Annotated in this window: 21 protein-coding genes; 7 read left to right on the top strand and 14 right to left on the bottom strand. The window is 71.3% G+C overall.

Annotated elements, in window-relative coordinates; translation table 11 throughout:
* Window position 1: 1 nt before the first annotated feature.
* The 5 genes from cbiQ (at window position 2) to AB0N16_RS30230 (ending at window position 3,997) form a co-directional block, all read left to right on the top strand.
* Window positions 2-763 carry a cobalt ECF transporter T component CbiQ gene (gene cbiQ / locus AB0N16_RS30250; protein ID WP_365802137.1) on the top strand — a complete coding sequence of 254 codons (762 nt, stop codon included), beginning with the start codon at window positions 2-4 and terminating at the stop codon, window positions 761-763.
* On the top strand, window positions 751-1,527 hold the full coding sequence (locus AB0N16_RS30245; RefSeq protein WP_365802135.1) for an ABC transporter ATP-binding protein: 777 nt from the start codon (window positions 751-753) through the stop codon (window positions 1,525-1,527). The genes cbiQ and AB0N16_RS30245 overlap by 13 nt, the downstream gene beginning before the upstream one ends.
* 53 nt (window positions 1,528-1,580) lie before the next feature.
* Window positions 1,581-2,042, top strand: a complete 462-nt coding sequence (locus AB0N16_RS30240) for a MarR family winged helix-turn-helix transcriptional regulator (RefSeq protein ID WP_365802133.1) — start codon at window positions 1,581-1,583, stop codon at window positions 2,040-2,042.
* Window positions 2,043-2,235: 193 nt separating this feature from the next.
* A complete protein-coding gene (locus AB0N16_RS30235; protein WP_365802131.1) occupies window positions 2,236-2,682 on the top strand; it encodes an organic hydroperoxide resistance protein in 447 nt (148 codons plus the stop codon).
* A 145-nt stretch (window positions 2,683-2,827) separates the two neighbouring features.
* The gene (locus AB0N16_RS30230) at window positions 2,828-3,997 is read left to right on the top strand and encodes a serine hydrolase domain-containing protein (protein WP_365802425.1); all 1,170 of its coding nucleotides are present in this window, start codon (window positions 2,828-2,830) and stop codon (window positions 3,995-3,997) included.
* 199 nt (window positions 3,998-4,196) lie between these two features.
* Here the strand turns inward: AB0N16_RS30230 and AB0N16_RS30225 are convergent, their stop codons facing one another.
* From AB0N16_RS30225 to AB0N16_RS30185, 9 genes are all read right to left on the bottom strand, one after another.
* Window positions 4,197-4,472 (bottom strand): DUF1876 domain-containing protein, encoded by a 276-nt coding sequence (locus AB0N16_RS30225; protein ID WP_351706757.1) that lies wholly within the window; start codon window positions 4,470-4,472, stop codon window positions 4,197-4,199.
* Between the two features lie 81 nt (window positions 4,473-4,553).
* Entirely contained in the window at window positions 4,554-5,435 is an 882-nt protein-coding gene (locus tag AB0N16_RS30220) for an NAD(P)-dependent oxidoreductase (protein ID WP_365802129.1), read from the bottom strand.
* Between the two features lie 160 nt (window positions 5,436-5,595).
* Window positions 5,596-8,349, bottom strand: a complete 2,754-nt coding sequence (locus AB0N16_RS30215) for a bifunctional YncE family protein/alkaline phosphatase family protein (protein WP_365802127.1) — start codon at window positions 8,347-8,349, stop codon at window positions 5,596-5,598.
* Window positions 8,350-8,363: 14 nt separating this feature from the next.
* Window positions 8,364-9,779, bottom strand: a complete 1,416-nt coding sequence (locus tag AB0N16_RS30210; RefSeq protein WP_365802125.1) for an ABC transporter permease — start codon at window positions 9,777-9,779, stop codon at window positions 8,364-8,366.
* On the bottom strand, window positions 9,776-10,786 hold the full coding sequence (locus AB0N16_RS30205) for an ABC transporter ATP-binding protein (protein WP_365802123.1): 1,011 nt from the start codon (window positions 10,784-10,786) through the stop codon (window positions 9,776-9,778). Before AB0N16_RS30205 ends, AB0N16_RS30210 begins: the two co-directional genes overlap by 4 nt.
* Before the next feature lie 131 nt (window positions 10,787-10,917).
* Window positions 10,918-11,763 (bottom strand): DMT family transporter, encoded by an 846-nt coding sequence (locus AB0N16_RS30200; protein ID WP_365802121.1) that lies wholly within the window; start codon window positions 11,761-11,763, stop codon window positions 10,918-10,920.
* The gene (locus tag AB0N16_RS30195; RefSeq protein ID WP_365802119.1) at window positions 11,760-12,281 is read right to left on the bottom strand and encodes a YbaK/EbsC family protein; all 522 of its coding nucleotides are present in this window, start codon (window positions 12,279-12,281) and stop codon (window positions 11,760-11,762) included. The genes AB0N16_RS30200 and AB0N16_RS30195 overlap by 4 nt, the downstream gene beginning before the upstream one ends.
* 141 nt (window positions 12,282-12,422) lie before the next feature.
* Complete coding sequence (locus AB0N16_RS30190) at window positions 12,423-14,636, bottom strand: MMPL family transporter (RefSeq protein WP_365802117.1); 2,214 nt, start codon at window positions 14,634-14,636, stop codon at window positions 12,423-12,425.
* Window positions 14,637-14,760: 124 nt separating this feature from the next.
* Complete coding sequence (locus AB0N16_RS30185) at window positions 14,761-15,363, bottom strand: TetR/AcrR family transcriptional regulator (RefSeq protein WP_365802115.1); 603 nt, start codon at window positions 15,361-15,363, stop codon at window positions 14,761-14,763.
* A gap of 183 nt (window positions 15,364-15,546) precedes the next feature.
* Between AB0N16_RS30185 and AB0N16_RS30180 the strand changes: the two genes are divergently transcribed.
* Window positions 15,547-19,011, top strand: a complete 3,465-nt coding sequence (locus AB0N16_RS30180; protein WP_365802423.1) for a S41 family peptidase — start codon at window positions 15,547-15,549, stop codon at window positions 19,009-19,011.
* Between the two features lie 89 nt (window positions 19,012-19,100).
* On the opposite strand, the gene AB0N16_RS30175 is transcribed toward AB0N16_RS30180, so the two are convergent.
* From AB0N16_RS30175 to AB0N16_RS30160, 4 genes are all read right to left on the bottom strand, one after another.
* A complete protein-coding gene (locus tag AB0N16_RS30175) occupies window positions 19,101-19,364 on the bottom strand; it encodes a hypothetical protein (protein ID WP_365802113.1) in 264 nt (87 codons plus the stop codon).
* A gap of 96 nt (window positions 19,365-19,460) precedes the next feature.
* The gene (locus AB0N16_RS30170) at window positions 19,461-20,345 is read right to left on the bottom strand and encodes an SDR family oxidoreductase (protein WP_365802111.1); all 885 of its coding nucleotides are present in this window, start codon (window positions 20,343-20,345) and stop codon (window positions 19,461-19,463) included.
* Window positions 20,342-21,298: an alpha/beta hydrolase gene (locus tag AB0N16_RS30165; protein WP_365802109.1), complete on the bottom strand. Its 957-nt coding sequence runs from the start codon at window positions 21,296-21,298 to the stop codon at window positions 20,342-20,344. Before AB0N16_RS30165 ends, AB0N16_RS30170 begins: the two co-directional genes overlap by 4 nt.
* On the bottom strand, window positions 21,295-22,824 hold the full coding sequence (locus AB0N16_RS30160; RefSeq protein WP_365802107.1) for an NAD(P)/FAD-dependent oxidoreductase: 1,530 nt from the start codon (window positions 22,822-22,824) through the stop codon (window positions 21,295-21,297). The genes AB0N16_RS30165 and AB0N16_RS30160 overlap by 4 nt, the downstream gene beginning before the upstream one ends.
* A 198-nt stretch (window positions 22,825-23,022) precedes the next feature.
* Between AB0N16_RS30160 and AB0N16_RS30155 the strand changes: the two genes are divergently transcribed.
* Complete coding sequence (locus AB0N16_RS30155; protein WP_365802421.1) at window positions 23,023-23,643, top strand: MerR family transcriptional regulator; 621 nt, start codon at window positions 23,023-23,025, stop codon at window positions 23,641-23,643.
* A 230-nt stretch (window positions 23,644-23,873) separates the two neighbouring features.
* Here AB0N16_RS30155 and AB0N16_RS30150 read toward each other — a convergent pair whose 3' ends face one another.
* The gene (locus tag AB0N16_RS30150; RefSeq protein WP_365802105.1) at window positions 23,874-24,677 is read right to left on the bottom strand and encodes an exodeoxyribonuclease III; all 804 of its coding nucleotides are present in this window, start codon (window positions 24,675-24,677) and stop codon (window positions 23,874-23,876) included.
* Between the last annotated feature and the right edge of the window lie 71 nt (window positions 24,678-24,748).

Genomic DNA, 24,748 nt, shown 5'->3' with positions numbered 1-24,748 from the left:
CATGGGTGCAGGACACGCTCACCGGCTGTACCGGCACGCGCACTCCCCCGTGCACGCGCTCCCCCCGCACACCAAGCTCGCCGCGGCCTTCGCCTTCGTGGTCGTCGTGGTCTCGACACCGCGTACGGCGATGTGGGCGTTCGCCCTGTATGCCGTGCTCCTCGCGGGCGTCGCGCACCACGCGCGTGTGCCCGCTTCCTTCGTGCTGCGCCGGCTGCTGATCGAGGTGCCGTTCGTCGCCTTCGCGGTGCTGATGCCGTTCGTGGCGGAGGGCGAGCGGGTCGACGTCCTCGGCCTCTCACTCAGCGTGAACGGCCTGTGGGGCGCCTGGAACGTGCTCGCCAAGGGCACTCTCGGCGTCGCCGCCTCCGTCCTCCTGGCGGCCACCACGGAGCTGCGGGAACTTCTCCTCGGCCTCCAGCGGCTCAGGCTCCCCCCGCTGCTCGTCCAGATCGCCTCCTTCATGATCCGCTATGGCGACGTCATCACCGACGAGATGCGCCGGATGCGGATCGCCCGGGAGTCGCGCGGATTCGAGGCGCGGGGCGTGCGCCACTGGGGCGTGCTCGCGAAGTCCGCCGGCGCGTTGTTCATCCGCTCCTACGAGCGCGGGGAGCGCGTCCACCTGGCCATGGTGAGCCGGGGGTACGCCGGTTCGATGCCGGTCATCGACGAGGTGACGGCGTCCCGGGCACAGTGGTCCCGCGCCCTCGCGCTGCCCTTGTCCGCCCTTGTCGTCTGCGTGTTGGGATGGGCCCTGTGACTACCGCTCCCGCCTCCCTGGAGGTCTCCGGCCTCGCCTTCGCCTACCCCGACGGGCACCAGGCCCTGTTCGGCGTGGACTTCACCGTCACGCGCGGCGAGCGCGTCGCGCTGCTCGGGCCGAACGGCGCCGGCAAGACCACCCTCGTACTGCACCTCAACGGCATCCTGAGCGGCGGCACGGGCACGGTGACGGTGGCCGGACTGCCGGTGGGCAAGCGGCACATGGCGGAGATCCGGCGCCGGGTCGGCATCGTGTTCCAGGATCCGGACGACCAGCTGTTCATGCCCACGGTGCGCGAGGACGTCGCGTTCGGTCCGGCGGCGGCCGGCCTGAAGGGCGCCGAACTCCAAGCACGCGTGCGTACCGCCCTGGAACGGGTCGGCATGGCCGACTTCGCCGAACGCCCGCCGCACCACCTCTCCTTCGGCCAGCGCCGCCGGGTCGCCGTCGCCACCGTTCTCGCCATGGAGCCGGAGATACTCGTCCTCGACGAACCCTCCTCCAACCTCGACCCGGCCTCCCGCCGCGAACTCGCCGACATCCTGCGCTCCCTGGACGTCACGGTTCTCATGGTCACCCACGACCTGCCCTACGCCCTGGAGCTGTGCCCGCGCTCCCTGATCCTGAGCGACGGCACGATCGCCGCCGACGGCCCCACCGGTGAACTCCTCTCCGACGACGCCCTGATGCGCGCCCACCGGCTGGAACTGCCGTTCGGCTTCGACCCGCGCGCGGCGACGGCCGGACGTGGGGGCGCCTGACGCGTTTCCGTGACGGCCGTCCCACGCACCCCCGCGTCCGTGACAATGGGCGGGTGACGCATCAAGAGGACACGGGGTCGCCACGGCTGGACGACCAGCTGTGCTTCGCGCTGTACGCCGCGCAGCGCGCCGTGACCGCCGCCTACCGCCCGCTCCTCGACGACCTCGGGCTCACCTACCCGCAGTACCTCGTGCTGCTCGTCCTGTGGGAGCGGGGAGAGACCACGGTGAAGGAACTGGCCGGCGCGCTCCGCCTCGACTACGGCACGATGTCGCCGCTGCTCAAGCGGCTGGAGGCGGCGGGTCTGGTGCGCAGGGAGCGCTCGGAGCGGGACGAGCGCTCGGTGCTCGTCGCGTGCACCGGGCGTGCGGAGGAACTGCGGGAGCGCGCGGCGCGCGTACCCGGCACCCTGCTCACGGCGACGGGGCTCGACGGCTCGGATGTGGCGCGGTTGCGCGAGGAGTTGCGGGCGCTCGCGGACCGGGCGAGCGGCGCGTCTTCGCGCCCCGCGTAGCGGCGCCCGCACCCGGCGCACACCTCAACACCGCGCGCTCCGCCGCCGCCCTCACCACCCCCGGCCCCCTGTTACCCACGGTTTCCACCCCCTGGTAACCCGAAGACTTCCTACCGGTCGGTACCTTGTGCACGATGTACTTGCACACCACCGTGTTGCCCACCATCGTTTCCGCCCTGGGGGAGGTCCCGCCGTGACCGAAGGCGCCACCGTCGACAGCCGTCCGACGAAGATCATGTATGTCGCCGAGGCGACCGCGCACGGTGGCCGGGACGGGTACGTGACCAGCCAGGACGGCCAGATCGAACTCAAGGTCGCGATGCCTCCGGAGCTGGGCGGCGACGGCAATGGCACCAACCCCGAGCAGCTGTTCGCGGCGGGCTACAGCTCCTGCTTCCACAACGCGCTGATCCTGGTCGGCAACCGCGCGGGCTACGACCTGACCGGCTCCACGGTCGCCGCGAAGGTCGGTATCGGCCCCAACAAGCGGCGCGGCTACGGTCTCGCCGTCGCGCTCAGTGTCTCGCTCCCCGTCCTGGACGCGGACATCGCGGCGAAACTGGTGGACGCCGCCCACGAGGTGTGCCCGTACTCGAACGCGACGCGCGACAACATCGACGTGACGATCGTGCTCGGCTGACCGCGTGCCTCTCCCACCCAGGCACACCCCAGGGCCACCTCACTGAGGCACAGCTCACGCCCGTACCGCCCTGGTACCGAGGAATCGCAGGCCCCGCGGGTGCGTTCCCCCCAAGGGTCAGGCGATCAGGAGGGATGTGGCGGACGTGGACGTGAACGGCACTGTGGCCGAGGGCTTCGAGCCGGTCAGGGACGCGTTCGCGAAGAACTTCGAGTTGCTCGGGGACCGGGGCGCGGCGGTCGCCGTGTATCGGGACGGGCACCGGGTCGTCGACCTGTGGGGCGGCGCCCGGGACTTCGACGGGGGTGCGGGCGACGCTTCCTGGGAGCACGGCACCGCCCAGATCGTGCGCTCGGCGACCAAGGGCGTCGCCGCCGCGGTTCTGCTGCTTCTGCGACAGCGCGGGGAGCTGGACCTGGACACTCCCGTGGGTGATCACTGGCCGGAGTTCAAGGCGGCCGGCAAGGAACGCACGCTGGTGCGGCATCTGCTCGCGCACCGCGCTGGCGTTCCGGTGCTGGACAGGCCGCTCACGCCCGAGGAGGCAGCCGACCCCGATCTGGGCGCGGCCGCGGTGGCGGCGCAGGCGCCGGCGTGGGAGCCGGGCGCCGATCACGGCTATCACGCACAGACCTACAGCTGGCTGACCGGTGAGCTGGTGCGGCGGGTGACCGGGCGGCCGATCGGCGAGTGGATCGCGGAGGAGATCGCAGGGCCGGTCGGTGCCGAGCTGTGGCTCGGGCTGCCGGAGACGGAGCACGCGCGCGTGGGGTGCGTCGGGCCCGTCGAGGGCCCCGAGACCGCCGGCGCGCTGCGGACCCGCCCCAAGCGCGCCGTCTCCGAGGCGTACGCCGACCCCGGGTCGCTGACCCGCCGGGCGTTCGGCGCGATCAGCCCGCTTCCGGACGAGAACGACCCCGCCTACCGCGCGGCCGCCCTGCCCGCCTCCAACGGGATCGCCACCGCCGACGGCCTGGCCCGCTTCTACGCCTCCCTCATCGGCGAGGTCGACGGCGGCACGCGGCTGTTCACGCCGGAGACCGTTGAGCTGGCCCGCGCCGAGCAGTCGGCGGGGCCGGACCGGGTGCTGGTCATCTCCACCCGCTTCGGGCTCGGCTACATGCTGCACGGCAGCGCGTCCCCGCTGCTCTCTCCCACCTCCTTCGGCCACCCCGGCCGCGGCGGCGCGCTCGGCTTCGCGGACCCCGAGTCGGGCATCGCCTTCGGCTATGTCACCAACGGCTTCCGCAAGAGCGTGACGGCGGACGCACGGGCGCAGGCGCTGGTGCGGGCGGTGCGCGCAGCGCTGTCGTAGCCGCCGCACGCGCCCACGCGCCCACGTACGCGCCTCCGAACCCGCGTACGCGCCTCAGCGCCCCGCGCACGCGCCATGCCCGCGCCCCGCATCCCGCACCCACGCCTGGCGCGCCTCGCGCGCCTGCGCGCCCCGGGCCGCCCACGCCCCCGGGCCGCCCACGCCCCCGTGCCGCCCACGCCCCCGTGCCGCCCGCCCCTCACACGTTGATCGGGTGCGAGTGCCGTCCGGAGTCCGCGTCGATCTCGCCGTGCGCCTTGGTCAGCAACTGCATGGCCAGTTCGTTCAAAGCGCGGGCTCCCGCGATCTCCTCACCGACTCTGGGCTGATTGCTGTCGGAGTCGTGACGGCTCGCATGGCCGTGCGCTCGTACCTCGGTGCCGTCGGGCAGGCGCACCATGGCCACCGCGCGCGTGTGCGTGTCGTCCTCCAGGAACTCCATCTCGACGTGCCATCCCACAGCGGTTTGCATCATGGGGACCACCTCCGGAATCGCTGCTTCCAGGGTGCTCCTCGGAGGGCCGGGCCGTCACGTCGGGGGGGTCCCGCTGACCGGCTACTTGTCGTCGAAGCTCGCGAAGTACGCGGCGGCCATGTCCTCGTCGGCGTGGCCCTGGGCGGCGGCGCGGGCGAAGCGTTCGGCGGCCGCCTCGGCGACGTCGAGGCGCACGCCGTGGCTCGCCCCGGCGGCGACGATCAGCCGGGCGTCCTTCCCGGCGGTGTCCACCGCGAACGACGGCGGGGTCAGCCCGCCGTCAAGGATCAGGCCGGCCTTGGCCCGCATATAGCCCATGTCGAGCGGCCCGCCCGCGATCAGGTCGAAGAAGCTGTGCGGGTCGACGCCGAGGCCCTGCGCCAGCGCCATCACCTCGCCGGTCGCAGCGGTGGCCGCGATGACCCAGCTGTTGGCGACCAGCTTGAGCCGGGTCGCGGTGGCCGAGGACCCGTCGTCGCCGGTCCACACCGTACGGGCGCCGACGGCTTCGAAGACGGGCGTGACCGTCTCCCGGCCCTGCTCGGGCCCCGCGGCCAGGACGGTGAGCTGTCCGGCCTCGGCGGGCTGGCGGGTGCCGAGGACCGGGGCGTCGTAGAAGACCAGGCCGTGTTCGCGGGCGAAGGCGGCGAGCCCGGGGATCTGGTCAAGGCCCGCGGTGGTCGACTGCACCCAGGCGGCCCCGGGACGCAGCGCGCCGGCCGCCTCCCGCATCGTCTCCAGCGCGGTCGCGCCGTCGTACAGCATGGTCAGGACGACGTCGGCGCCCTCGACGGCCTCGGCCGGTGTGTCCGTGACCCGGGCACCGTCGGCCGCGAGGGGTTCGGCCTTGGCACGGGTGCGGTTCCACGCGCGGACGGTGTGCCCGGCCCTGAGGAGGTTGCGGGCCATCGCGGCACCCATGATGCCGGTGCCCAGCATGCCCACGGTCGGCTTGTCGGTCATGACGTCTCCCTGTTCTCGTACGTTCCACAGCCAGCTTGGCCCACCCGCGGCCCACCCGCGGCTCGCCCGGGGCGCGGCGACGCGGCGACGCGGCGACGCGGCGGAACGCTCAGGGGACCCCGGTCCGCCGACCGGGGTCCCCTGACGTGAGCGGGCAGGATCAGCCGTCGTTCTCCGCGGACGGGAGGTAGGCGCCGGGCACGTCGTTCGGCGAGTAGATCTTCTTGTCGCCAGGGTAGGGCTTGGTCCAGTTGTGGGTCTGGTACCAGGTGTAACGGTTCATCTGGGTGGGGTTCGCGTAGTCCGGCACGGCGTTCTTGCCGGTCAGCCGCTGGTGCGAGGCCCAGGTCCGCCACTGCGCCGCGACCGTCTTCTCGGCCGCCGGGACGGAGACGGACGTCGGGGCGGCCGCCGCCTTGGTGTCCTGGGCCGCCGGGGTGTCCGAACCGCAGGTCGGCTGCGGGCTCACGCCGAGGGTCAGCGAGGTCCGGTTCGGGACCGCCGTGAACGGCGTGTCGTCCGCCTTGCTCGTGAACGCCCCGTACATCGGGGTGGCCGCGCTGTCGAGCTGGTTCATCGGGTGCACGCCGAGGATCTGCTCGATGGTGCGGACCATGGTGATCTGCGAGTAGTAGTGGTCGTCGACCTTGCCATGCTGGGCGTACGGGCTGATGACCTGGACCGGGGCGCGGTGGCCGTCGACGTGGTCGAGGCCGGCCTGGGAGTCGTCCTCGACGACGAAGATCGCCGAGTCCTTCCAGTACTTGCTGTGGGTGATCTCGTCGACCATGCGGCCGACCGCGAGGTCGTTGTCGGCGACCTCGGCGGCGGCGTTGGCCGGGCCGCCGGTGTGGTCGTTGGAGAACCAGAACATGTTCAGGTTCGCCGGGCCGTTCTTCTCGAAGTCCTGCTTCCAGATCTGCTCTTTGTAGATGTCCGGGACGGTGAGGTCGAACAGCGGGAAGCCCTGTACCGACACGTCGTTGAGGGAGGGGATCGCCGAGCCCGTCTTGATGGGGTAGGCGGTCTGCGCGCCGGTCGCGGCCATGTTCTTGCTGTCGCAGTACAGGTTCTGCCAGGTCGCACCGGCCGGCTTGCTCTCGTACGACTGGAACTCGCCGAAGTCCTTCACGGACTTGCCGGCCGCCTGCGCTCCGGTCCAGATGAACCCGGTCTTCTGGTGGCCGAGGACGTCGTCCTCGGTGTCGTAGCTGCGGGTGTACTCGCCGGCCGACGACTCGGTGTACTCCGGGTTGTCCGACTGCATCAGCCAGTTGTGGCCCTCGGCGGAGTTGGTGCCGATGTCGTAGAAGTTGTCGTACAGCCCGAACTGCTGGGCCAGCGCGTGCTGGTTCGGCGTGACGTTCTCGCCGAACTGGGTGAGCGCGGAGTTTCCGTTTCCCTGCGGGAGGTCGCCGAAGACCTGGTCGTAGGTGCGGTTCTCCTTGACGAGCAGGAAGACGTGCTTGATCGTCGACGGGTCGCCGATCCTCTTCGGGACCGGGACGGCCTTCTTGTGGCTGTTGCTCTTCGCGGTCCTGACCGAGTTGGACGTCCAGCCGTTCTGCTTGAACAACTTGTTCGTCTCGGACCTGACGACCTGGTCGCTCGGCATCGTGAACTGGGTGAGGCTCGACGTGGTGTCGTGCGTGTTGTGGCCGGCGGCGTCGGGACGGAGCGCGTCGATGCCGCGGGTGTTGGCGACGACGATCTTCTGGCCGACGGCGGTGATCCCCGACGGGAAGTAGTCCGTGGGGAGCAGGCCGACGTAGCGGGCCGGCTGCTGCGCGGAGGTGTAGCGGTAGACGGCGACGGCGTTGGCGCGGCCGAGCGTCACCAGGAGGCGGCCGTCGTCGGTGAGGGTGACCGCGTTCGGCTCGTAGCCGACGGAGGCCTCGGGCCACGGCTGGGTGGAGATGGTCTGGACGACCTTGTCCTTGCGGCTGTCGATGACCGACACGCTGTTGTCGGCGGTGTTGGTGACGAACACCGCGCCCTTGCTCGCGTACACGGCGGTCGGGTGCAGGCCGACGTCGATGGTGCCGACGGCGGCGGACGGGTCCGCGGTGTCGATGACGCTGACCGTGCCGGTGGTGCTGGCGCCGGTCTTCGGGTTGGCGACCACGTCGGTGCCGTAGGAGTTGATGGTGGTGTCGCCGGCCTTGGCCGGGCGTCCGCCCTCGTTGCTGACGTAGAGCTTGCCGCCGACCAGCGCGAGACCGCGCGGGGCGTTGCCGACCGCCCAGGTCTGCTTGATCGTCCCGGTCGCCGCGTCTATGGCGACCACCTTGTTCTGGCCGTTGACCGCGGAGTACACGGTGGAGCCGTCGGCGGAGAACACGGCCGCGCCCACCAGCGCCTGCTTGGACCCGGCGGCCGCGATCGGTACGGCCGTGGGGCTCGCGAGGGTGCCGTCGGCGTTGACGGTGAACTTGGTGTAGCCGTTGGCCTGGCCCAGCCACAGCTGCTTGCCGTCGGGCGAGTAGGTCGGGCCTTCCTGGCCGACCGCGCCGCTGCTGATGCGCAGGTTGTCGGCCGCGCTGGTGCCGATCTTCTGCTTGACCTGACCGGTCGCCAGGTCCACGACGACCAGGGAGGCGTCGCCGTCGGCGACCGAGGCGGCGAGCTGGGTGCCGTCCGGGCTGACGACCGACGACATGATCTTGCCGTCGTTGATGACGCTACGGGTGCCGTAGGGGTTGATGTACTGGTCGGCGGAGACGACCTGGCCGTTGGCGGTGGTCTGGCCGACCTGCTGGGTGCCGAACTGGTACGTCGAGGCGACCGCGGTGCCCGTGACGCCGAGGGCGACCGCGATACCCGACGTCACCAGCAGGGCCCGGCGGCCGACATGTCTGCCGAAGAGGTTGAACTGTTTCTTCTCGCTGATCCGACGCTGGCGTGTTACCTGCACGGAACTGTTTCCCTTCAGTGGGTGTCAAGCAGGTCGACGTTGCCGTCGAACTGCCACAGCGGATTCGGGGCGTCGCCGGTCGAGGTCCGCACCAGGAAGTAACCGTTGACTTCCTTGGGACCGTCGCCGTCGGCCACGAACCGCCCGTCTGAGGTGATGTCGAGCTGGTAGATCGCCGTCCCGGTGACCGGGACGCCGGGGAGGCGCCAGCTCACGACGCAACGCCAGTCGTTGCCCGCGCCCTCCTGCGCGACCCGGCCGTCGCTCTTGGTGCACGCCGCCGTGGCCTTCAACTGCGCCTCGGTGACGGCGGGGCGGTGCAGTTGCCCGGTCTGCAGCCGGTAGAGGTGGCCGAAGGCCGTCGCGAGGGACTTCTGGACCTTTTCCTGCTCGATCCCGGAGTCCGTCGACGGGGTGGCCACGGCGACCACTGCGACGGTGACGGCGGTCAGCGCGGCCAGCGGCAGCACGCCGAGGGTGATCGCGCGGCGCCCGGAACCGTCGTAGGCCGGATTGGTGAAGTCGCGCCGCACGAACAGCACATGGGCCAGTACGGTCGCGAGCACCGCCCACACCAGGCTGACCGCGACGGCGATCAGCAGCGGGGCGAGCTGGGCCGGGCTGGTGAACAGGCCGTTCCAGGAGATGAAGGCGTAGGTGGGCAGGGCGAGGCGCACGGCGACGGGCAGCGGCAGCATCTGGGCGACCGACATCGCGAGCGCGACGATCGGGGGCAGCAGCAGGCCCATCGGGGAGCGGCCCAGCGCGACCGACCCCAGCAGTCCGATCGCGGCGAGCGCGAGGGTCGGTGCGAGGGCCGCGAGCCAGGCGAGCAGGACCCGGCCGGCCGCGTCCCCGGGCGACAGCAGGTGCCCGTCCAGTCCCACCAGGGGCTGGTTGCCGACCGCCACCAGTCCGCCGACCGTGCTGGAGACGACCAGCCCGGCCACCAGCAGCAGGATGACGGTGAGGCTGGCCAGTGTCTTCGCCACGAAGATCCGCGCGGGTGAGCGGACCGCCACCAGCAGATGGCGCCAGGTGCCGAGCCGGTCCTCGGCGGCGAACACGTCACCGGCGACCACCGACGTCAGCAGCGGGAGCGCCCAGGTGCCCGCGAAACCCAGTATCACCAGCGGCCCGGCCCACCCGGTCGCGTGCATCCAGCGCCCGAAGAGTGTGTCGGCGGGCAGCGTGCTCTGCTGGCTGACCCCGGCGACGAACAGCCCCGGCGCGATCCAGCAGGCGAGCACCAGCAGCCGGATCCGCCACTGCGAGACCAGCTTCACCAGCTCGAAGCGGTACCCGCGCGAGACCGGGACACGACGGGCGTCGGCGGGTTCGGTGAGGACGGAGGCGGTGGGGTCGGTGGCGGTGGGGTCGGTGGCGGTGGGGTCGGTGGCGGTGGGGTCGGTGGGGGTGGTCGCGGTCATCGTCCGGCCTCCTGATGCTCGGTGAGGGCGAGGAACGCGGCTTCGAGGGGCGATACGACGGGGGCGAGTTCGCGCACCGCGACACCCGACCGCACGACCTCCGTGACGAGTTCGTCGAGGGCGGCCACCAGGGCGCGTACGACCAGCACGTCGGGGTCCTTCCGCAGGCCGAGGCCGGTGTCGTCGACGATCCGGATCCCGGCCACGTCCGCGGCCAGCCGGCGCGCGGTCTCGGTGTCTGAGGTGCGCAGCCGGTAGTCGAGTTCGCGGTTCTCGGCGGCCAGCTTGGTCAGGGGGCCGGAGAAGACGACGCGGCCGGTGGCGAGGATGGTGACCTCGGAGCACAGCGCCTCCAGGTCGTCCATCCGGTGGCTGGAGAGCACCACGGCGGTGCCGTCGGCGGCGAGCCGGCTGAGGACGCCGTGCACATGTCTCTTGCCGGCCGGGTCGAGGCCGTTGGCTGGCTCGTCGAGCACGAGCAGCCGGGGCCGGGTGAGCAGGGCGGCGGCGAGCCCGAGCCGCTGGCGCATGCCGAGGGAGAAACCGCGGGTCTTGTCGTCGGCGACATCGGTGAGCCCGACCTCGGCGAGCACGTCGTCGACACCCGTGGTTCCCGCGGTCTTCGCGGTCCCCGCGGTCTTCGCGGTCCCCGCGGTCTTCGTGGTCCCCGCGGGCCCGGTGCCGAGACCGCGCAGCGCGGCCAGCGCGGCGAGGTTCTGCCGGGCGGTCAGCGAGGGGTAGAGACCGGGCGCGTCCACGAAGCCGGCGACGCCGTCGGGGGCGGCGAGCGCCCGCTCGACCGGGGTGCCCAGGATCTCCAGCCGGCCGCCGTCGGCGACGGCCAGCCCCAGCAGCAGCCCGAGCAGGGTCGTCTTACCGGCGCCGTTCGGCCCGACCAGGCCATGGATCTGACCTTGCGTCACGTCGAGGTCCACGGCGTCCAGTGCCACGACGTCACCGAAGCACTTGGTGATCCCGCGGGCCCGGACAGCGTGAAGTGTGTCCATGAGTCCCATGCGTCCCTTCTTCCGCAACCCGCAGGGACTTTATGGAGAACACACAACCCGGGCACAGGTGGTCGGTTGAACGTTCGAGGAACGGTTCGTCAAGGCAACGGCAAGTCCGGTGAACTGACGCACTACCCGGCGTGCAGCATCAGCCCGATCCCGACGACCACCAGACCGGCCGCCGCGATCCTGGGCGCCCCGAAACGCTCCTTGAAGAAGACCGCTCCGATGGCCGCCCCGACGATGATCGACGACTCGCGCAACGCGGCGACCGGTGCCAGCTCGGCGCGGGTCTGTGCCCACAGGACCAGTCCGTAGGCGAAGACGGACAGCAGGGCGCCGAACAGCCCCAGGGCCGCGAACGGGCGGGCCGCGGTGAGCAGTTCGCCGCGTCTGCGGTACAGGGCGTACGCCGGGATCACGAGCCCTTGCAGGGCCATCAGCCAGGCGATGTAGCCCACGGAGGATCCCGAGGCCCGGACCCCGAGGCCGTCCAGGACGGTGTACGCGGCGATCGTCAGGCCGGTGGCGAGGGCGGCCCCGATCGCCGTCCAGTCGGGGCGGCGGCCGCGCAGGCCGCACAGGGCGACCCCGGTGAGCCCGGCGCAGGACACGGCGATGCCCGCGGCCGCCGGGGCGTCGGGCACCTCGTGCGCGAACACGGCGGCGAACAGCGTCACCAGCAGCGGGGCGGTGCCGCGCGCGATCGGGTACGCCTGCCCGAAGTCCCCGAGCCGGAAGGAGAGCATCAGCAGCGCGAAGTAGGCGACATGGACGACCGCGGAGGCGATCAGGTACGGCCATGCGCCGGCCGCCGGTGCGGTGCTGAACGGCATCAGCAGCAGCCCGATCAGCACGCCTCCGCCGGCGATCAGCGAGGAGCCGACGAGTTTGTCGGTGATCCGGTGGGCGATGGCGTTCCAACTGGCGTGCGTGACCGCGGCGAGCAGGACGGCCGCGGTGACCAGTGGGGTCACGCGGTGGGCTCGCGCACGTCCACGACGGTGGCGCCGGCGTGCTCCACCAGGGCGGCGGGCGCGATCGGGAAGACGGCGTGGGGGTTGCCGGCCGCGGCCCACACCAGGTCGTGCCGCAGCAGTGCCCGGTCGGCGAGCACGCGCGTGTGTGTCCGGTGCCCGAAGGGCGGCACGCCGCCGATGGCGTACCCGGTCGTCTCGCGTACGACGTCCGCCTTGGCCCGGGTCACCTTCCCGGCGCCGAGTTCCTTGCGGACCAGTTCCACGTCGACCCGGGAGGCGCCGTCCATCAGCACCAGCACCGGCACCCCGTCGGCCGCGAAGATCAGTGACTTGCAGATCTCGCTCAGCTCGCACCCGACCGCGGCGGCGGCCTCGGCCGCGGTACGGGTCGCGTCCGGGAACCGCCGGATCCGCGAGGTCAGTTCCCCGAGGCGCAGCTCCTCCAGGGCGGCGGCGAAACGAGGATGGGCACCGGAGCCCTGGGCGTCGGCGTCAGTGGCGGCTGTCGTCGTCATGGGGGCACGCTAGCCAAGCCGGGGAAGTGACGGCGAGTGGTTAACGCGGGGCGCGGCGCCGGGGCGGTCACGGCACGAGGAAGCCGGTGAGGGCGCCCCGTCCCCACGGACCCTCACCGGCGGTCTGTCACGAGCCGTACGTCAGACGCGTACGAGCTCCCGGTCCTCGTCGTCCTTGCCGGCGTCCTTGCCGGACAGGGCGCGCAGGCCCTCGCCCTCGACGTCGACGTTGGGCAGCGCCCGGTCCAGCCACTTCGGCAGCCACCAGGCGCGCTTGCCGAGCAGGGCGAGCACCGCCGGGACGATCGCCATGCGGACGACGAACGCGTCGAAGAAGACGGCGATGGCCAGGCCGAAGCCGATCATCTTGATCATGGACTCGCTGGAGGTGATGAAGCCGCTGAAGACGGAGATCATGATGACCGCCGCGGCGGCCACGACCCGCGCGCTGTGCCGGAAGCCGGTCACCACGGCCTGGCCTGGCGTCTCGCCGTGGACATACGCCTCCCGCATCCGGGTCACGAGGAACACCTCGTAGTCCATGGCGAGGCCGAAGACCACGCCCACCATGAAGATCGGCATCATCGACATGATCGGGCCGGTCTGCTCGACGCCGAGCAGGCCGCCGAGCCAGCCCCACTGGAAGACCGCGACGACGGCGCCGAGCGCGGCGAGCACACTGAGCAGGAAGCCGAGGGCCGCCTTCAGCGGGACCAGGATGGAGCGGAAGACCGCGATCAGGAGGAGGAAGGCGAGGCCGACCACCAGCGCCAGGTACGGGATCAGCGCGTCGTTGAGCTTCTGCGAGAAGTCGATGTTCATCGCGGTGGTGCCGGTGACCAGGACCCGCGCGCCGGTGTCGGCCTTGACGTCGGCGCCCTGGTCGCGGATGGCGTGCACCAGGTCCTCGGTCTGCACCGAGGACGGCTTGGAGTCCGGGATCACCGTGATCGTCGCGGTGTCGCCGGCCTTGTTGAACGTCGCCGGGGTCACCGTCACGACGTCCTTGAGGCCCTTGATGTCGTCGGCCACCTTGGTGGCCGCGGCCTTGGGGGCGTCACTGCCCTTGGCGTCGACCACGATCATGAGGGGCCCGTTGAAGCCGGGACCGAAGCCCTCCGACAGCAGGTCGTAGGCCCGGCGCTGGGTCGTGGACGTGGGCTGCGAGCCGTCGTCGGGCAGGCCCAGTTCGAGCTGGGTGGCCGGGAGGGCGATCGCGCCCAGTCCGACCACGCCGAGCAGCAGCACGGCCGCCGGGCGGCGGACCACGAAGCTCGCCCAGCGGGCGCCCAGGCCGGGCTTGTCCTGCCGGCCGGCATGGGCGTGCGTCCGGCGCTTCTCGCCCGCGGCCCTGACCCGCCGGCCCGCGTAGCCGAGCATCGCCGGGATCATGGTCAGCGCGATGAGGACGGAGACCACGACCGTGCCCGCCGCCGCGAGGCCCATCTTCGTCAGCATCGGTACGCCGACGACCGAGAGGCCCGCGAGCGCGATCACGACCGTGAGGCCCGCGAAGACCACCGCCGAGCCTGCCGTACCGGCGGCGCGGCCGACCGCCTCCTCGCGGTCGCGGCCCTCCGCCAGTTCGCCGCGGTAGCGGGAGACGATGAACAGCGCGTAGTCGATGCCGACCGCGAGACCGATCATCAGCGCCAGGGTGGACGTGGTGTCGCCGAGGTCGAGCGCCTTGGCCAGGGCGGTGATGGTGGAGACGCCGATGCCGACGCCGATGATCGCCGTCAGCAGCGGCAGTCCGGCCGCGACCAGTGAGCCCAGGGTGATGACGAGGACGACGGCGGCGATGGCGAGACCGATGACCTCACCGGCGCCTCCCGCGTCGGCCCCGGACTGGAGCGCGTCCCCGCCGACCTCTACGGCCAGCCCGGCCTTCTGGGCGTCGTGGCCGGCCGCCTCCAGCGCGTCGCGGGAGGAGTCCTTGAGCTCCGTGCCGGAGACGTCGTAGCGCACCGAGGCGTAGGCGACCGTGCCGTCCTTGCTGACGGCGTGCTGCTTGTAGGGGTCGGTGACGGAGGTGACCTCCGAGCCGTCGGCCAGTTCCTTCAGGGTCTTCTTGACGGTGGCCTTGTTGAACTTGTCCGTCACCTTCTCGCCGGCCGGCGCCTTGAAAACCACGCGCGCGGTGGCGCCGTCGGAGCTGGAGCCGGGGAAGCGCTGGTCCAGCAGGTCGAAGGCCCTCTGGGCCTCGGTGCCGGGGATCGAGAACGAGCTGGAGCCGGCCGCGGGCGCGGAGGCGGCGGCGACGCCGGCGAGGGTCAGCAGCGCCACCCATATGAGGGCGACGTAGTGCCGTCGCCGAAAGGCGAACCGGCCCAGTTTGTAGAGAAACGTGGCCACGAAGGCGTACTCCCGGTCAGGTCGTGGGGTTTTCGGGGCAGGGGTGATCAACCCGGTGGGTGGCAGGGGTGATCGGCCCGACGACGTGAGCGGAGACGTCAGGTGGGCTGGCTGCGGGGAGGGGTCAGCAGATGGGTGCGCCGAGGGCGGGAAGCACCACGGCGTCGATGTACGACAGCAGGAAGGCCTGGGTGGGCGGCTGCTCGTCGATCATGGTGCGGGCGGCGAATCCGCCGATCATCATGTGCATCAGGAAGTCGATCGCCGGGTTGTCCGCACGGATCTCACCGCGGTCGACCGCCCGTTGCAGCACTTGGCGGAACTGGGCCATCTCGGGCTCGATCAGATGCTCCTTGAACGCCTTCAGGAGGTCCGGGTTGCCATGGACCGCCAGGGCGAGCGCGCGCATCAGCGCGGAGTTCTGCTCCATCTCGCAGTCGTCCGAGCGCATCGTGAGGGCGTGCAGGTCGCCGCGGAGCGACCCGGTGTCGATCTCGTCGAACGCGCTGCCCGGCTTCTGGTACCGGACCGCCTTGGCCACCAGTTCGGCCTTCCCGCCCCACTGGCGGTAAAGGGTGGCCTTGCTGGACTTGGTGCGGGCGGCGACGGCGTCCATGGTGAGGGCGTCGTAGCCGACCTCACGGAGCAGGTCGAGCACGGCCTCGTACAGCTCTGCCTCACGCTCGGGCGTGATCCGACTGCGACGCGCCGTTGCGACCTCAGTCATGCCACTCACCCTTCCCTGTTCCGTCGGCACCTCAATGCGTACATGTTGAAGATACCCCGGGAGATAGAGAAACGAAACCGTTTCGTACGTGTGCTGTCTCACGCTCGTCGGCCACGCGCGCGTGCCGCACGAGTTGCTGGGCCCCTGCACCCGGAAAAGCATGGGGAGGTGAGCTATCTGCGCATGCCGCATCTCCACGGTGACCTGTTGTGCTTCGTGGCCGAGGACGACCTCTGGCTGACCTCGCTGGACGCCCCGGGCCGCGCCTGGCGGCTCACCGTCGACCGCACCAAGGTCGGCCATCCGCGCTTCTCGCCGGACGGCCGTCAGGTCGCTTACACGAGCTGGCGCAGCCTGGTGCCCGAGATCCACCTGGCCGACGTGGACGGCGGGCCCGGGCGGCAGCTGACGTACTGGGGCAGCGCCGACACCCAGGTGTGCGGCTGGACCCCGGAGGGCGACATTCTCGCGGTGGCCTCCCAGGGGCAGCCGTTCTCCTACTTCACCTGGGCCTACAAGGTGTCCCCCGATGGCGACCCCGGCCGCAAGCTGCCCTGGGGGCCGGTCTCCGACATCCAGGTCGCCGACATCGAGGGCGGGCGCAGGACCCTGCTGCTCACCGGCACCCCACCGCACGAACCGGCCGGCTGGAAACGCTACCGGGGCGGTGCCATGGGCCGGCTCTGGCTGCACGGGCAGCGGCTGCTCCCCGGCATCGGCGGTCATCTGCACTCCCCGATGTTCGTCGCCGGCCGGATCGCCTTCCTCTCCGACCACGAGGGCGTCGGCAACCTCTACTCGTGCGCCTACGACGGCTCCGACCTGCGCCGCCACACCGACCACGACGCCTTCTACGCCCGGTACGCCGCCAGCGACGGCACCCGGGTGGTGTACCAGTGCGCGGGCGACCTGTGGCTCGTCGACGACCTCGGCCCGGACTCGGCGCCGCGCAGAGTGGACGTGCGGCTGTCCGGGCCGCGCGCCGGGCGCCGCCCCTACCAGGTGCCGGCCGCCCAGCACGTCGACGGCGTCTCCGTCGACGAGACGGGACGGGCCAGCGCCGTCGTCGTACGCGGCAGCCTGTACTGGCTCACCCACCGCGACGGCCCGGCGCGCACCATCGCCGACACGCCGGGGGTACGGGTGCGGCTCCCGGAGATGCTCGGCTCGACCGGGCAGATCGCGTACGTCACGGACGCGGGCGGCGAGGACGCGATCGAGATCGCCCACCTGCCCCGGGCGAGCGGCGACCGCCCACCGCGCCGACTGGCTTCCGGCATGCTGGGCCGGGTCCTTGAACTGGTGTCCGACCCGCTGGGCGAGCGGCTGGCGGTGGCGGCGCACGACGGGCGACTGCTGCTCATCGACGTGACCGAGGACGTTGAGGGCGTCGAGACATCTGTTGAACCGGTCGACGCCGCCGATACCGTCCATGCTGCTGATGCCGTCAATGCCGCTGATGCCGTCAATGCCGCTGATGCCGTCCATGCTGCTGATGCCGATTCCACCGATCCAGCCGGCTTGGTTGATTCCGCTGGGCCTGTTGATTCCGTTGACGGTATTGACGATGTTGATGCCGCTGCCCCTGCCGGCGTTGATTCCGTTGACGGTGAAGTCCCCGACGGCGTGGTCACCGAGTTGATCCAGTCGATCAATGGTCCGGTCCGTGATCTGGCCTTCTCACCGGACGGGTCATGGTTGACCTGGTCGCATCCAGGGATCGGCCGTTCCCTGCGGCAGATCAAGCTGGCCCGCATCAGCGACCGGCTCGTCATCGACGTCACCAACGGCCGCTTCGAGGACGAGAACCCCGTCTTCACCCGCGACGGCCGCTATCTCGCGTTCCTGTCCTGGCGCGGTTTCGACCCGGTGTACGACGTGCACACCGGCGACCTGTCCTTCCCGCTCGGCTGCCGCCCGTACCTGGTCCCGCTCTCGTCGGCGACCCCCTCCCCCTTCGCCCTCAGCCCCGACGGGCGACCCGCGGCGGGCGGTCTGGACCTCGTCGAGGACGAGGAGCCCGGCGAGGGCGGCACGGTCACGGTCGAGGTGGAGGGACTGGAGAGCCGGGTGACCCCCTTCCCGGTCACCGCCTCCAAGTACTCGGCGCTGTACCCGGTCGCGGGCGGCGGTCTGGTCTGGCTGCGCTGGCCGATCTCGGGTGCGCTGGGCGAGACCTTCGTCAACCCCGCGGACACCAGCGGCCGGCCGACCCTGGAGTACTTCAACATCAGCAAGGCGAAGAAGTCCGAACTCGTGGACCACCTGGACTGGTTCACGGTCAGCGGCGACGGCAGCCGACTGGTCGTGGTCGACGAGGGCGAGTTGCGGGCCGTGCCGTCGACCGAGTCCGGCGACGCCGACTCGACCGTCTGGATCGATCTGCGCCGCATCCTGCACCAGGTCGATCCGCCCGCCGAGTGGCGGCAGGCGTACGCCGAGGCCGGCCGCCTCATCCGCGACTACTTCTGGGACCCCGAGATGTGCGGCATCGACTGGGACGGGGTCCTCGACCAGTACCGTCCGCTGGTCGAACGGGTCGCCTCCCCCGACGAGTTCGCCGACCTCCTGCGCGAGGTCCTCGGTGAACTGGGCACCTCGCACGCCTATGTCTCCCCCGCCCGCCGCAACGAGGGCCCACCGCACTACCAGCGTTTCCAGGGCCTGCTCGGCACCGACTTCGTACGCCGGGACGGCGGCTGGACGGTCAAGCGGATCCTGCCCGGCGACTCCTCCGACTCCAAGGCGCGGTCACCGCTGGCGGGCACGGGGATCCGGGAGGGGGCGGTGCTCACGCACGTGGACGGCAGGCCGGTGGATCCGGTGACCGGCCCGTATCCGCTGCTCGCGGGAGCGGGCGGTACGACGGTGGAGCTGACCTTCGTGCCGGGCGACGGCGAGCCGGGGCCACCGCGCCGGGTCGCCGTCCTCCCGCTGATCAACGAGCGGCCGCTGCGTTACCAGGACTGGGTGGCCAAACGCCGTGCGGTGGTACGGGAGTCGAGCGGTGGCAGGTGCGGCTATCTGCACATCCCGGACATGGGCGGCTCGGGCTGGGCCCAGTTCAACCGCGATCTGCGCATGGAGGTCTCGCGGCCCGCGCTCATCGTCGACGTGCGCGGCAACGCGGGCGGCCACATCAGCGAACTCGTCGTCGAGAAACTCACCCGGACCATCCTCGGCTGGGACCTGACGAGGGACGCCCAGCCGGTGTCGTACGCCTCCAACGCGCCGCGCGGCCCGATCGTCGCACTCACCGACGAGGCGACCTCCTCCGACGGTGACATGATCACGGCGGCGATCAAGCTGCTGCGGCTCGGCCCGGTCGTCGGGCAGCGCACCTGGGGCGGGGTCGTCGGCATGACCGGGCGGCACCGGCTGGGCGACGGCACGGTGATCACGGTGCCGATGAACGCGGCCTGGTTCGAGGACTACGGCTGGTCCGTCGAGAACCACGGCGTCGCCCCCGACGTGGAGGTCCTGCGCACCCCGCTGGACTGGGCGGAGGGCCGTCACGTCGAGATGGACTACGCGATCCAACTGGCCCTGGACCTGCTGACCGACCACCCGGCGGCACTCCCCCCGGACTACAGCGAGACCCCGGACAGATCCCGCCCGAAGCTGCCCCCGCGGCCGACGGCTCCCTAAGGCGCCCGCAAAGGCAGGGCGTCCGCAAACGCAGGGCGCCCTCCGAGACGAAGGGCGCCCCACACACTTCGGCCGAGCCAGTACAACGACTAGGCGTCGTAGTCCTGGTTGAACCGGTCCTGCATCTCCTGCTCGGTGTCGTCCATGTTCTGGCGACCGCGCTCACGCATCTGCTGGCCACGCTCCTGCGTCGCCTGCTGGCCACGCTGCTGCGTGGTCTGGCGGCCACGCTCCTGCGTCGTCTGCCGGCCGGGCTCCTGCGTCTGCTGATGACCGTGCTGCTTGGCCTGTTCCTGGCCTTCGCGCATCTTCTGCTTGGCCTGACCCTGCGTCTTGCCGGCCTTGTCCTTCATACCCATGTGGGTTCACTCCCGTGGTGGGTGAGGGGGATTGGCCCATCGGTGGGGCCTCGACCAGACTCACACGGGGCGCTACAGTCCGCATTTCGATCAATGACGGTGCGTAGCGCGCGCCTCCTCATCAGCCGCCCCACCTGCGCCGACGAGCCCGGTGCGGATGCCCTGCAAGCGGGGCGCGAACCGCTTCATCTCGCGCTGCCCGACCGTCCCGATCAGCGCCGGCAGGTACCCGCGGACGCCCTGCATCCCCCGGAGCCACCACTGCCCGTACACATGTGCCGAGCGCCGCTCGATCCCGGCCACGATGCGGTCCACCGCGGGGCCCAGCGGATACGTCTTGTTCGACGGCCACGGCAGCCGCTGCCGCAGCTCCCGCATCACCTCGTCCTGGTCGGCGCCGCGCACCATGTCGGTGTCCGTCCAGGACAGATACGCGACCCCGACGCGCACCCCCTGGTGGCCGACCTCGGCGCGCAGACTGTGCGCGTACGCCTCCACGCCCGCCTTGGACGCGCAGTACGCCGTCATCATGGGCGCCGGCGTGATCGCGGCCAGCGACGCCACCTGCAGCAGATAGCCCCGGCTCTCCGTGAGCACCGGCAGGAACGCGCGTGCCGTCACCGCCGAGCCGATCAGGTTGACCTCGATCACCCGCCGCCAGGCCTCGGGATCCGACTCGGCGAACGGACCGCCGTTCGCCACCCCGGCGTTGGCCACCACGATGTCGGCCTTCCCGAACCGTTCCTTGACCTCCCGCGCCACCCGGCTCATCGCCTCGTGATCGGTGACGTCGGCGTACCAGTACGCACTGTCGGTGTGCAGCCTCCCGGAGACCTCCTTGAGCGCCTCCTCCTCCAGCCCGACCAGCGCGACCTTCGCCCCGCGCGCGGAAAGCTTGCGGGCGAGCAACTCACCGACCCCGCGCGCCGCTCCGGTGACGACGGCGACCTGTCCTTCGAGACCGACCCTGCTCATGAGCCCTCCTTGATCCGCTCGGACGCCTCGGCGCCGGCTCGGCCGGGGGTGTCCGTCGCATACGCGGTGACCAGTTCCCGGATCTTTTCGTTGACCAGTTCCGGCGCCTCGACCGGAGTCATGTGACCTATGCCGGGCAGCTCGGTGAGACCGAGGGAGTGCGGCAGCGCTGCGGCCAGCGCGCGGGCGTGCAGAGGGGGCGTGAGCCGGTCGGACGCGCCGCTGATGACCGCCGTGGGCGCGCGCAGCTCCCGTACGCCGACGTCAAGGTCGAGACGCGCGAGGACGAGCGCCCAGGCATGGCGCACGGCGCGCGGGCAGGCGTGCACGATCCGCGCGCACGCTTCCACCATGTGCGGGGCGGAACCGGCGCCCATGGTGGCGTACTTGAGGATGCTCCGGGCGACGGGCGTGACCGGCCCGAGCGGGGCGCGCGAGGCCAGGACGTGCGCCGTGAGCCATGCGCGCACCGCCCCGGCGCGCAACGGTATGACGCGCGCCTCCGCGACCAGCCTCGAACTGCCGGTGCTGCACAACAGAACCGCGGCGGCGTGCTCGCGGAAGCGCGGACGCGCGGAGGCCGCCATGACGCTCATGCCGCCCATGGAGTGCCCGACGATCACGGCCCGCTCCCCGCGTGCGAGCGTGTGCGCGAGGACCGCTTCGAGGTCGTCCGCCAGCGCCTGGGTGGTGCACGCGGGGCTCGCGGGACTGCGCCCGTGCCCTCTCTGGTCGTACGCGATGACCCGGTGGTCGGCGGCCAGGTCCCGTATCTGCGCCGCCCAGAAGGCGGTCGAGCAGGTCCAGCCATGGGCGAGGACGACGGGGGGCGCGTTCTCGGGGCCGTGCATTTCGACGTGCAGGTGCGCGCCGTCGGCGGAGACGGCGGTGAGTTCGCGCGCGGGCGCGGGCGGGGCGTACGGCCCGGTGGTCACGTGGGTGGGCCGGCTCACGCGCCCACCTCCGCACCGGACTTGGCGCCGTGCGCGCCGTCCGCACCGCTGGTCAGCGGCGCGCGGACCACCTCGTACTCCGCGAGATCCACCCGCTGGGTCGCGCGCCGGAACTCCGTCGTGGTGCCGGGCCAGATGGTGGTGTTGCGGCCGCTCGCGTCCAGGTACCAGCTGGTGCAGCCGCCGGTGTTCCACACCGTGCGCCGCATGCGTTCCTGGACCTTGTGGTTCCAGGCGGCCACGGCGGCGGGGCGCGCGTCGAGAGCCGCACGCCCCCCGAGGACACGGAGCTGGCGCAGATAGTCGGCCATGTAGTTCAGCTGGGACTCGATCATGAGGATCATGGAGGAGTTCCCGAGGCCGGTGTTGGGCCCGATGATCGTCATCCAGTTGGGGAACCCGGCGGCAGCGGCACCGCGCAGCGCCTCCATGCCGCCCTTCCATGCCTCCGCGAGGGTCCGCCCGTCGGCGCCGACGACTCGCTCGGCGATGGGCATGTCGGTGACGTGGAAGCCGGTGCCGAAGATGATCGCGTCGACCTCGGCGCTGCTGCCGTCGGCGGCGACCACCGTCGATCCGCGGATCTCGCTGAGCCCGCTCGCCACCACGTCCACGTTGGGCCGCGCCAGCGCCGGATAGTAGGTGCTGGACAGCAGGATCCGCTTGCAGCCGATGCGGTAGTCCGGGGTGAGCCTGGCGCGCAGCGCGGGGTCCTTGATCGCGCGGGCCATGTTGCGCTTGGCGAGGCTCTCCACCAGGCCGAGTTCGTCGGGCCGCTTGGTGAACGCCTGGACCTGCAGTTCCCGGATGCCCCACAGGAGGCCGCGCCGGGCCTGGGTGGTGAAGGGCAGCGCCCGGTGCAGCCGGCGCTCGGCGGCGCTGATGGCCCGGTCGACGCGGGGCATCACCCACGGCGGGGTGCGCTGGAAGAGGGTGAGGTGGGCGACCTCGGGCTGGACGGCGGGCACGATCTGGATCGCGGAGGCGCCGGTGCCGACCATGGCGACCCGCTTGCCGCGCAGGTCGTAGTCGTGGTCCCAGCGGGCCGAGTGGAAGACCTTGCCGGGGAAGGAGTCCAGCCCCGGGATATCGGGGATCTTCGGGTCGGACAGCGGCCCGGTGGCGGAGACGACGACGTCGGCGGAGAAGGCGCCGGCGGCGGTCTCGATCTCCCAGCGCAGCGCCTCCGCGTCCCAGGTCATCCTCTTCACCTCGGCGTCGAAGCGGAGGTGGGGCCGGAGCCCGAACACGTCGGCGACGTGCTCCAGATAGGCGCGGATGTGCTCCTGCCCGGAGAAGGTGCGCGGCCAGTCGGGATTGGGCGCGAAGGAGAAGGAGTACAGGTGGGAGGGCACGTCGCAGGCGCACCCCGGGTAGCTGTTGTCCCGCCAGGTACCGCCGACGCTGCCGGCCCGCTCCAGGACCACGAAGTCGGTGATCCCCTCCCTGCGCAACCGCACGGCCGCGCCCAGCCCGCCGAACCCGGACCCGATCACCGCCACCCGTACATGCTCGTGCTGGGCCATCCCGGAGCCTCCACACCTCGCCCGTGATTACGCCAGTGAACACTGGCACGATGGGACTGTAAAGCAGCTCCGTACTGCTGGGTAGGCCCCGGACGGAGGAAAGTTACCGGCGGTACAACATAGGCTGCGCACGTGACGGACGACGGCGGACGAACAACCTCCACGGCCTCCGCCCAGGGCGGCGGGCGCGAGTACCGCATGGAGGAACTGGCCGCACTGGCCGGCATCACCGTGCGCACCCTGCGCTTCTACCGCGAGCGCAAGCTGATCCGGCCACCTCGCCGCGAGGGCCGTATCGCCTGGTACGACGACCACCACCTGGCCCGGCTGCGCACGATCTCGGCGCTCCTGGAACGCGGCCACACCCTGAACGGCATCGCCGAGCTGGCGGAGGCCCTCGACCACGGCAAGGACGTCGCCGAACTCCTCGGTATCGACACCCCCACCGAGGAGGAGCCGGTCCGCCTGACCCCCGAGGAACTCGCCGCCCGCTTCGAGGGCGAGGTCACCCCGGAGAACCTCGCCGCCGCCATGGACCTCGGCTACCTCGGCACCGACGGCGACGACATCGTCCACATCAGCCGCCGCCTGCTCGACGCCTCGGAGGCCCTGGTCCGCGAAGGCTTCCCGCTCGCGGAGGTTCTGGCGGCGGGCCGCAGCGTCCGCGAGCACGCCGACGCCCTCGCCGAACTCTTCGCCGAACTCGTCCTGCGCCACGGCCCCCAGGAGGACATGGAACGCCTGCGCCCACTGGCCCGGAGCGTGGTGGAGGCGGAGGTGTCACTGGCCCTGGACCGCCGGATGAGCAAACGGGGCTAGGCCTTTTCGTTTGGATCACCGGTCGGACGCTCGTCTTCGGCATACCGGAAGCGGAGCCGCCTCTCGTCATGACGGCACAGGCGGACGGTGCGACGATCCGACGGTGCATGGACCTCGCCGATGATGCCGAGGAGGCCGGCTCGAGGAGTACACTATCGATCACTTCCACAAGGCCATGTCGACAGATACGCCCGTATCCCGCGAGCCGCCATGCGGAAGCGGTGTCCGCGTCACATCTCGAAGACCACCGTCACAGGAGCGTGATCCGACCACCGTTCCTCATGGGCGGCCGCCCGCTCCACGACTGCCTTGACGGCGCGGGCCGCCAGCCCAGGGGTCGCCACCGCGAGATCGATCCTCCAACCCGCGTCGTTGTCGAAGGCCCGCCCCCGGTACGACCACCAGGTGTACGGCCCCTCGACGTCCGGATGCAGCGCGCGGACGACGTCGACATAGCCGCCGTCGGCCGGGTCCAGGACACTGCCGAGCCAGTCCCGTTCCTCCGGCAGGAAGCCGGAGTTCTTGGTGTTTGCGCGCCAGTTCTTCAGGTCGGCCTGCTGGTGGGCGATGTTCCAGTCACCGCAGACGACGACCTCACGCCCGTCGGCGGCGGCCCGCTCGCGCAGTTCCTTCAGGTGGGCGAGGAACTCGTCCATGAACCGGTACTTCTCGTCCTGCCGCTCGGTGCGGACCTCCCCGGAGGGGAGATAGAGGGAGGCGACGGTGACACCGGGAAGGTCGGCCTCGACATAGCGCCCGCTCGCGTCGAACTCGTCCGACCCGAAGCCGATGCGCACGCTGTCCGGCTCGCGCCGGGTGTACAAGGACACACCCGCGCGCCCCTTGGCGGACGCGGGGGCGTGCACGACATGCCAACCGCCGGGCGCGCGCACCCCCTCCGGGAGCTGCTGCGGCTCCGCGCGCACCTCCTGCAGGCAGAGCACGTCCGCGGAGGTCTCCGCGAGCCACTCCACGAAGCCCTTCTTCGCGGCGGCCCGCAGCCCGTTCACATTCACCGAGGTCACAGTCAGCACCAGGGCACGATACCGGCACACTGGACGCAGTCCCGATGCCCACCGCGTTTACCGCCTGCACGAATATACGA

The organism is Streptomyces sp. NPDC051105, assembly GCF_040682795.1.
Classification (GTDB): domain Bacteria; phylum Actinomycetota; class Actinomycetes; order Streptomycetales; family Streptomycetaceae; genus Streptomyces.
Note: the sequence above shows the minus strand (reverse complement) of the source record. Positions and strands in the feature narration are given on the sequence as shown.

Coding starts and splice junctions, on each gene's coding strand:
- cbiQ (WP_365802137.1), top strand. CDS start 2: ATGGGTGCAGGACACGCTCACCGGCTGTACCGGCACGCGCACTCCCCC.
- AB0N16_RS30245 (WP_365802135.1), top strand. CDS start 751: ATGGGCCCTGTGACTACCGCTCCCGCCTCCCTGGAGGTCTCCGGCCTC.
- AB0N16_RS30210 (WP_365802125.1), bottom strand. CDS start 9,779: ATGACCGCGACCACCCCCACCGACCCCACCGCCACCGACCCCACCGCC.
- AB0N16_RS30225 (WP_351706757.1), bottom strand. CDS start 4,472: ATGATGCAAACCGCTGTGGGATGGCACGTCGAGATGGAGTTCCTGGAG.
- AB0N16_RS30175 (WP_365802113.1), bottom strand. CDS start 19,364: ATGAAGGACAAGGCCGGCAAGACGCAGGGTCAGGCCAAGCAGAAGATG.
- AB0N16_RS30170 (WP_365802111.1), bottom strand. CDS start 20,345: ATGAGCAGGGTCGGTCTCGAAGGACAGGTCGCCGTCGTCACCGGAGCG.
- AB0N16_RS30220 (WP_365802129.1), bottom strand. CDS start 5,435: ATGACCGACAAGCCGACCGTGGGCATGCTGGGCACCGGCATCATGGGT.
- AB0N16_RS30185 (WP_365802115.1), bottom strand. CDS start 15,363: ATGACTGAGGTCGCAACGGCGCGTCGCAGTCGGATCACGCCCGAGCGT.
- AB0N16_RS30180 (WP_365802423.1), top strand. CDS start 15,547: ATGCCGCATCTCCACGGTGACCTGTTGTGCTTCGTGGCCGAGGACGAC.
- AB0N16_RS30205 (WP_365802123.1), bottom strand. CDS start 10,786: ATGGACACACTTCACGCTGTCCGGGCCCGCGGGATCACCAAGTGCTTC.
- AB0N16_RS30195 (WP_365802119.1), bottom strand. CDS start 12,281: ATGACGACGACAGCCGCCACTGACGCCGACGCCCAGGGCTCCGGTGCC.
- AB0N16_RS30160 (WP_365802107.1), bottom strand. CDS start 22,824: ATGGCCCAGCACGAGCATGTACGGGTGGCGGTGATCGGGTCCGGGTTC.
- AB0N16_RS30155 (WP_365802421.1), top strand. CDS start 23,023: ATGGAGGAACTGGCCGCACTGGCCGGCATCACCGTGCGCACCCTGCGC.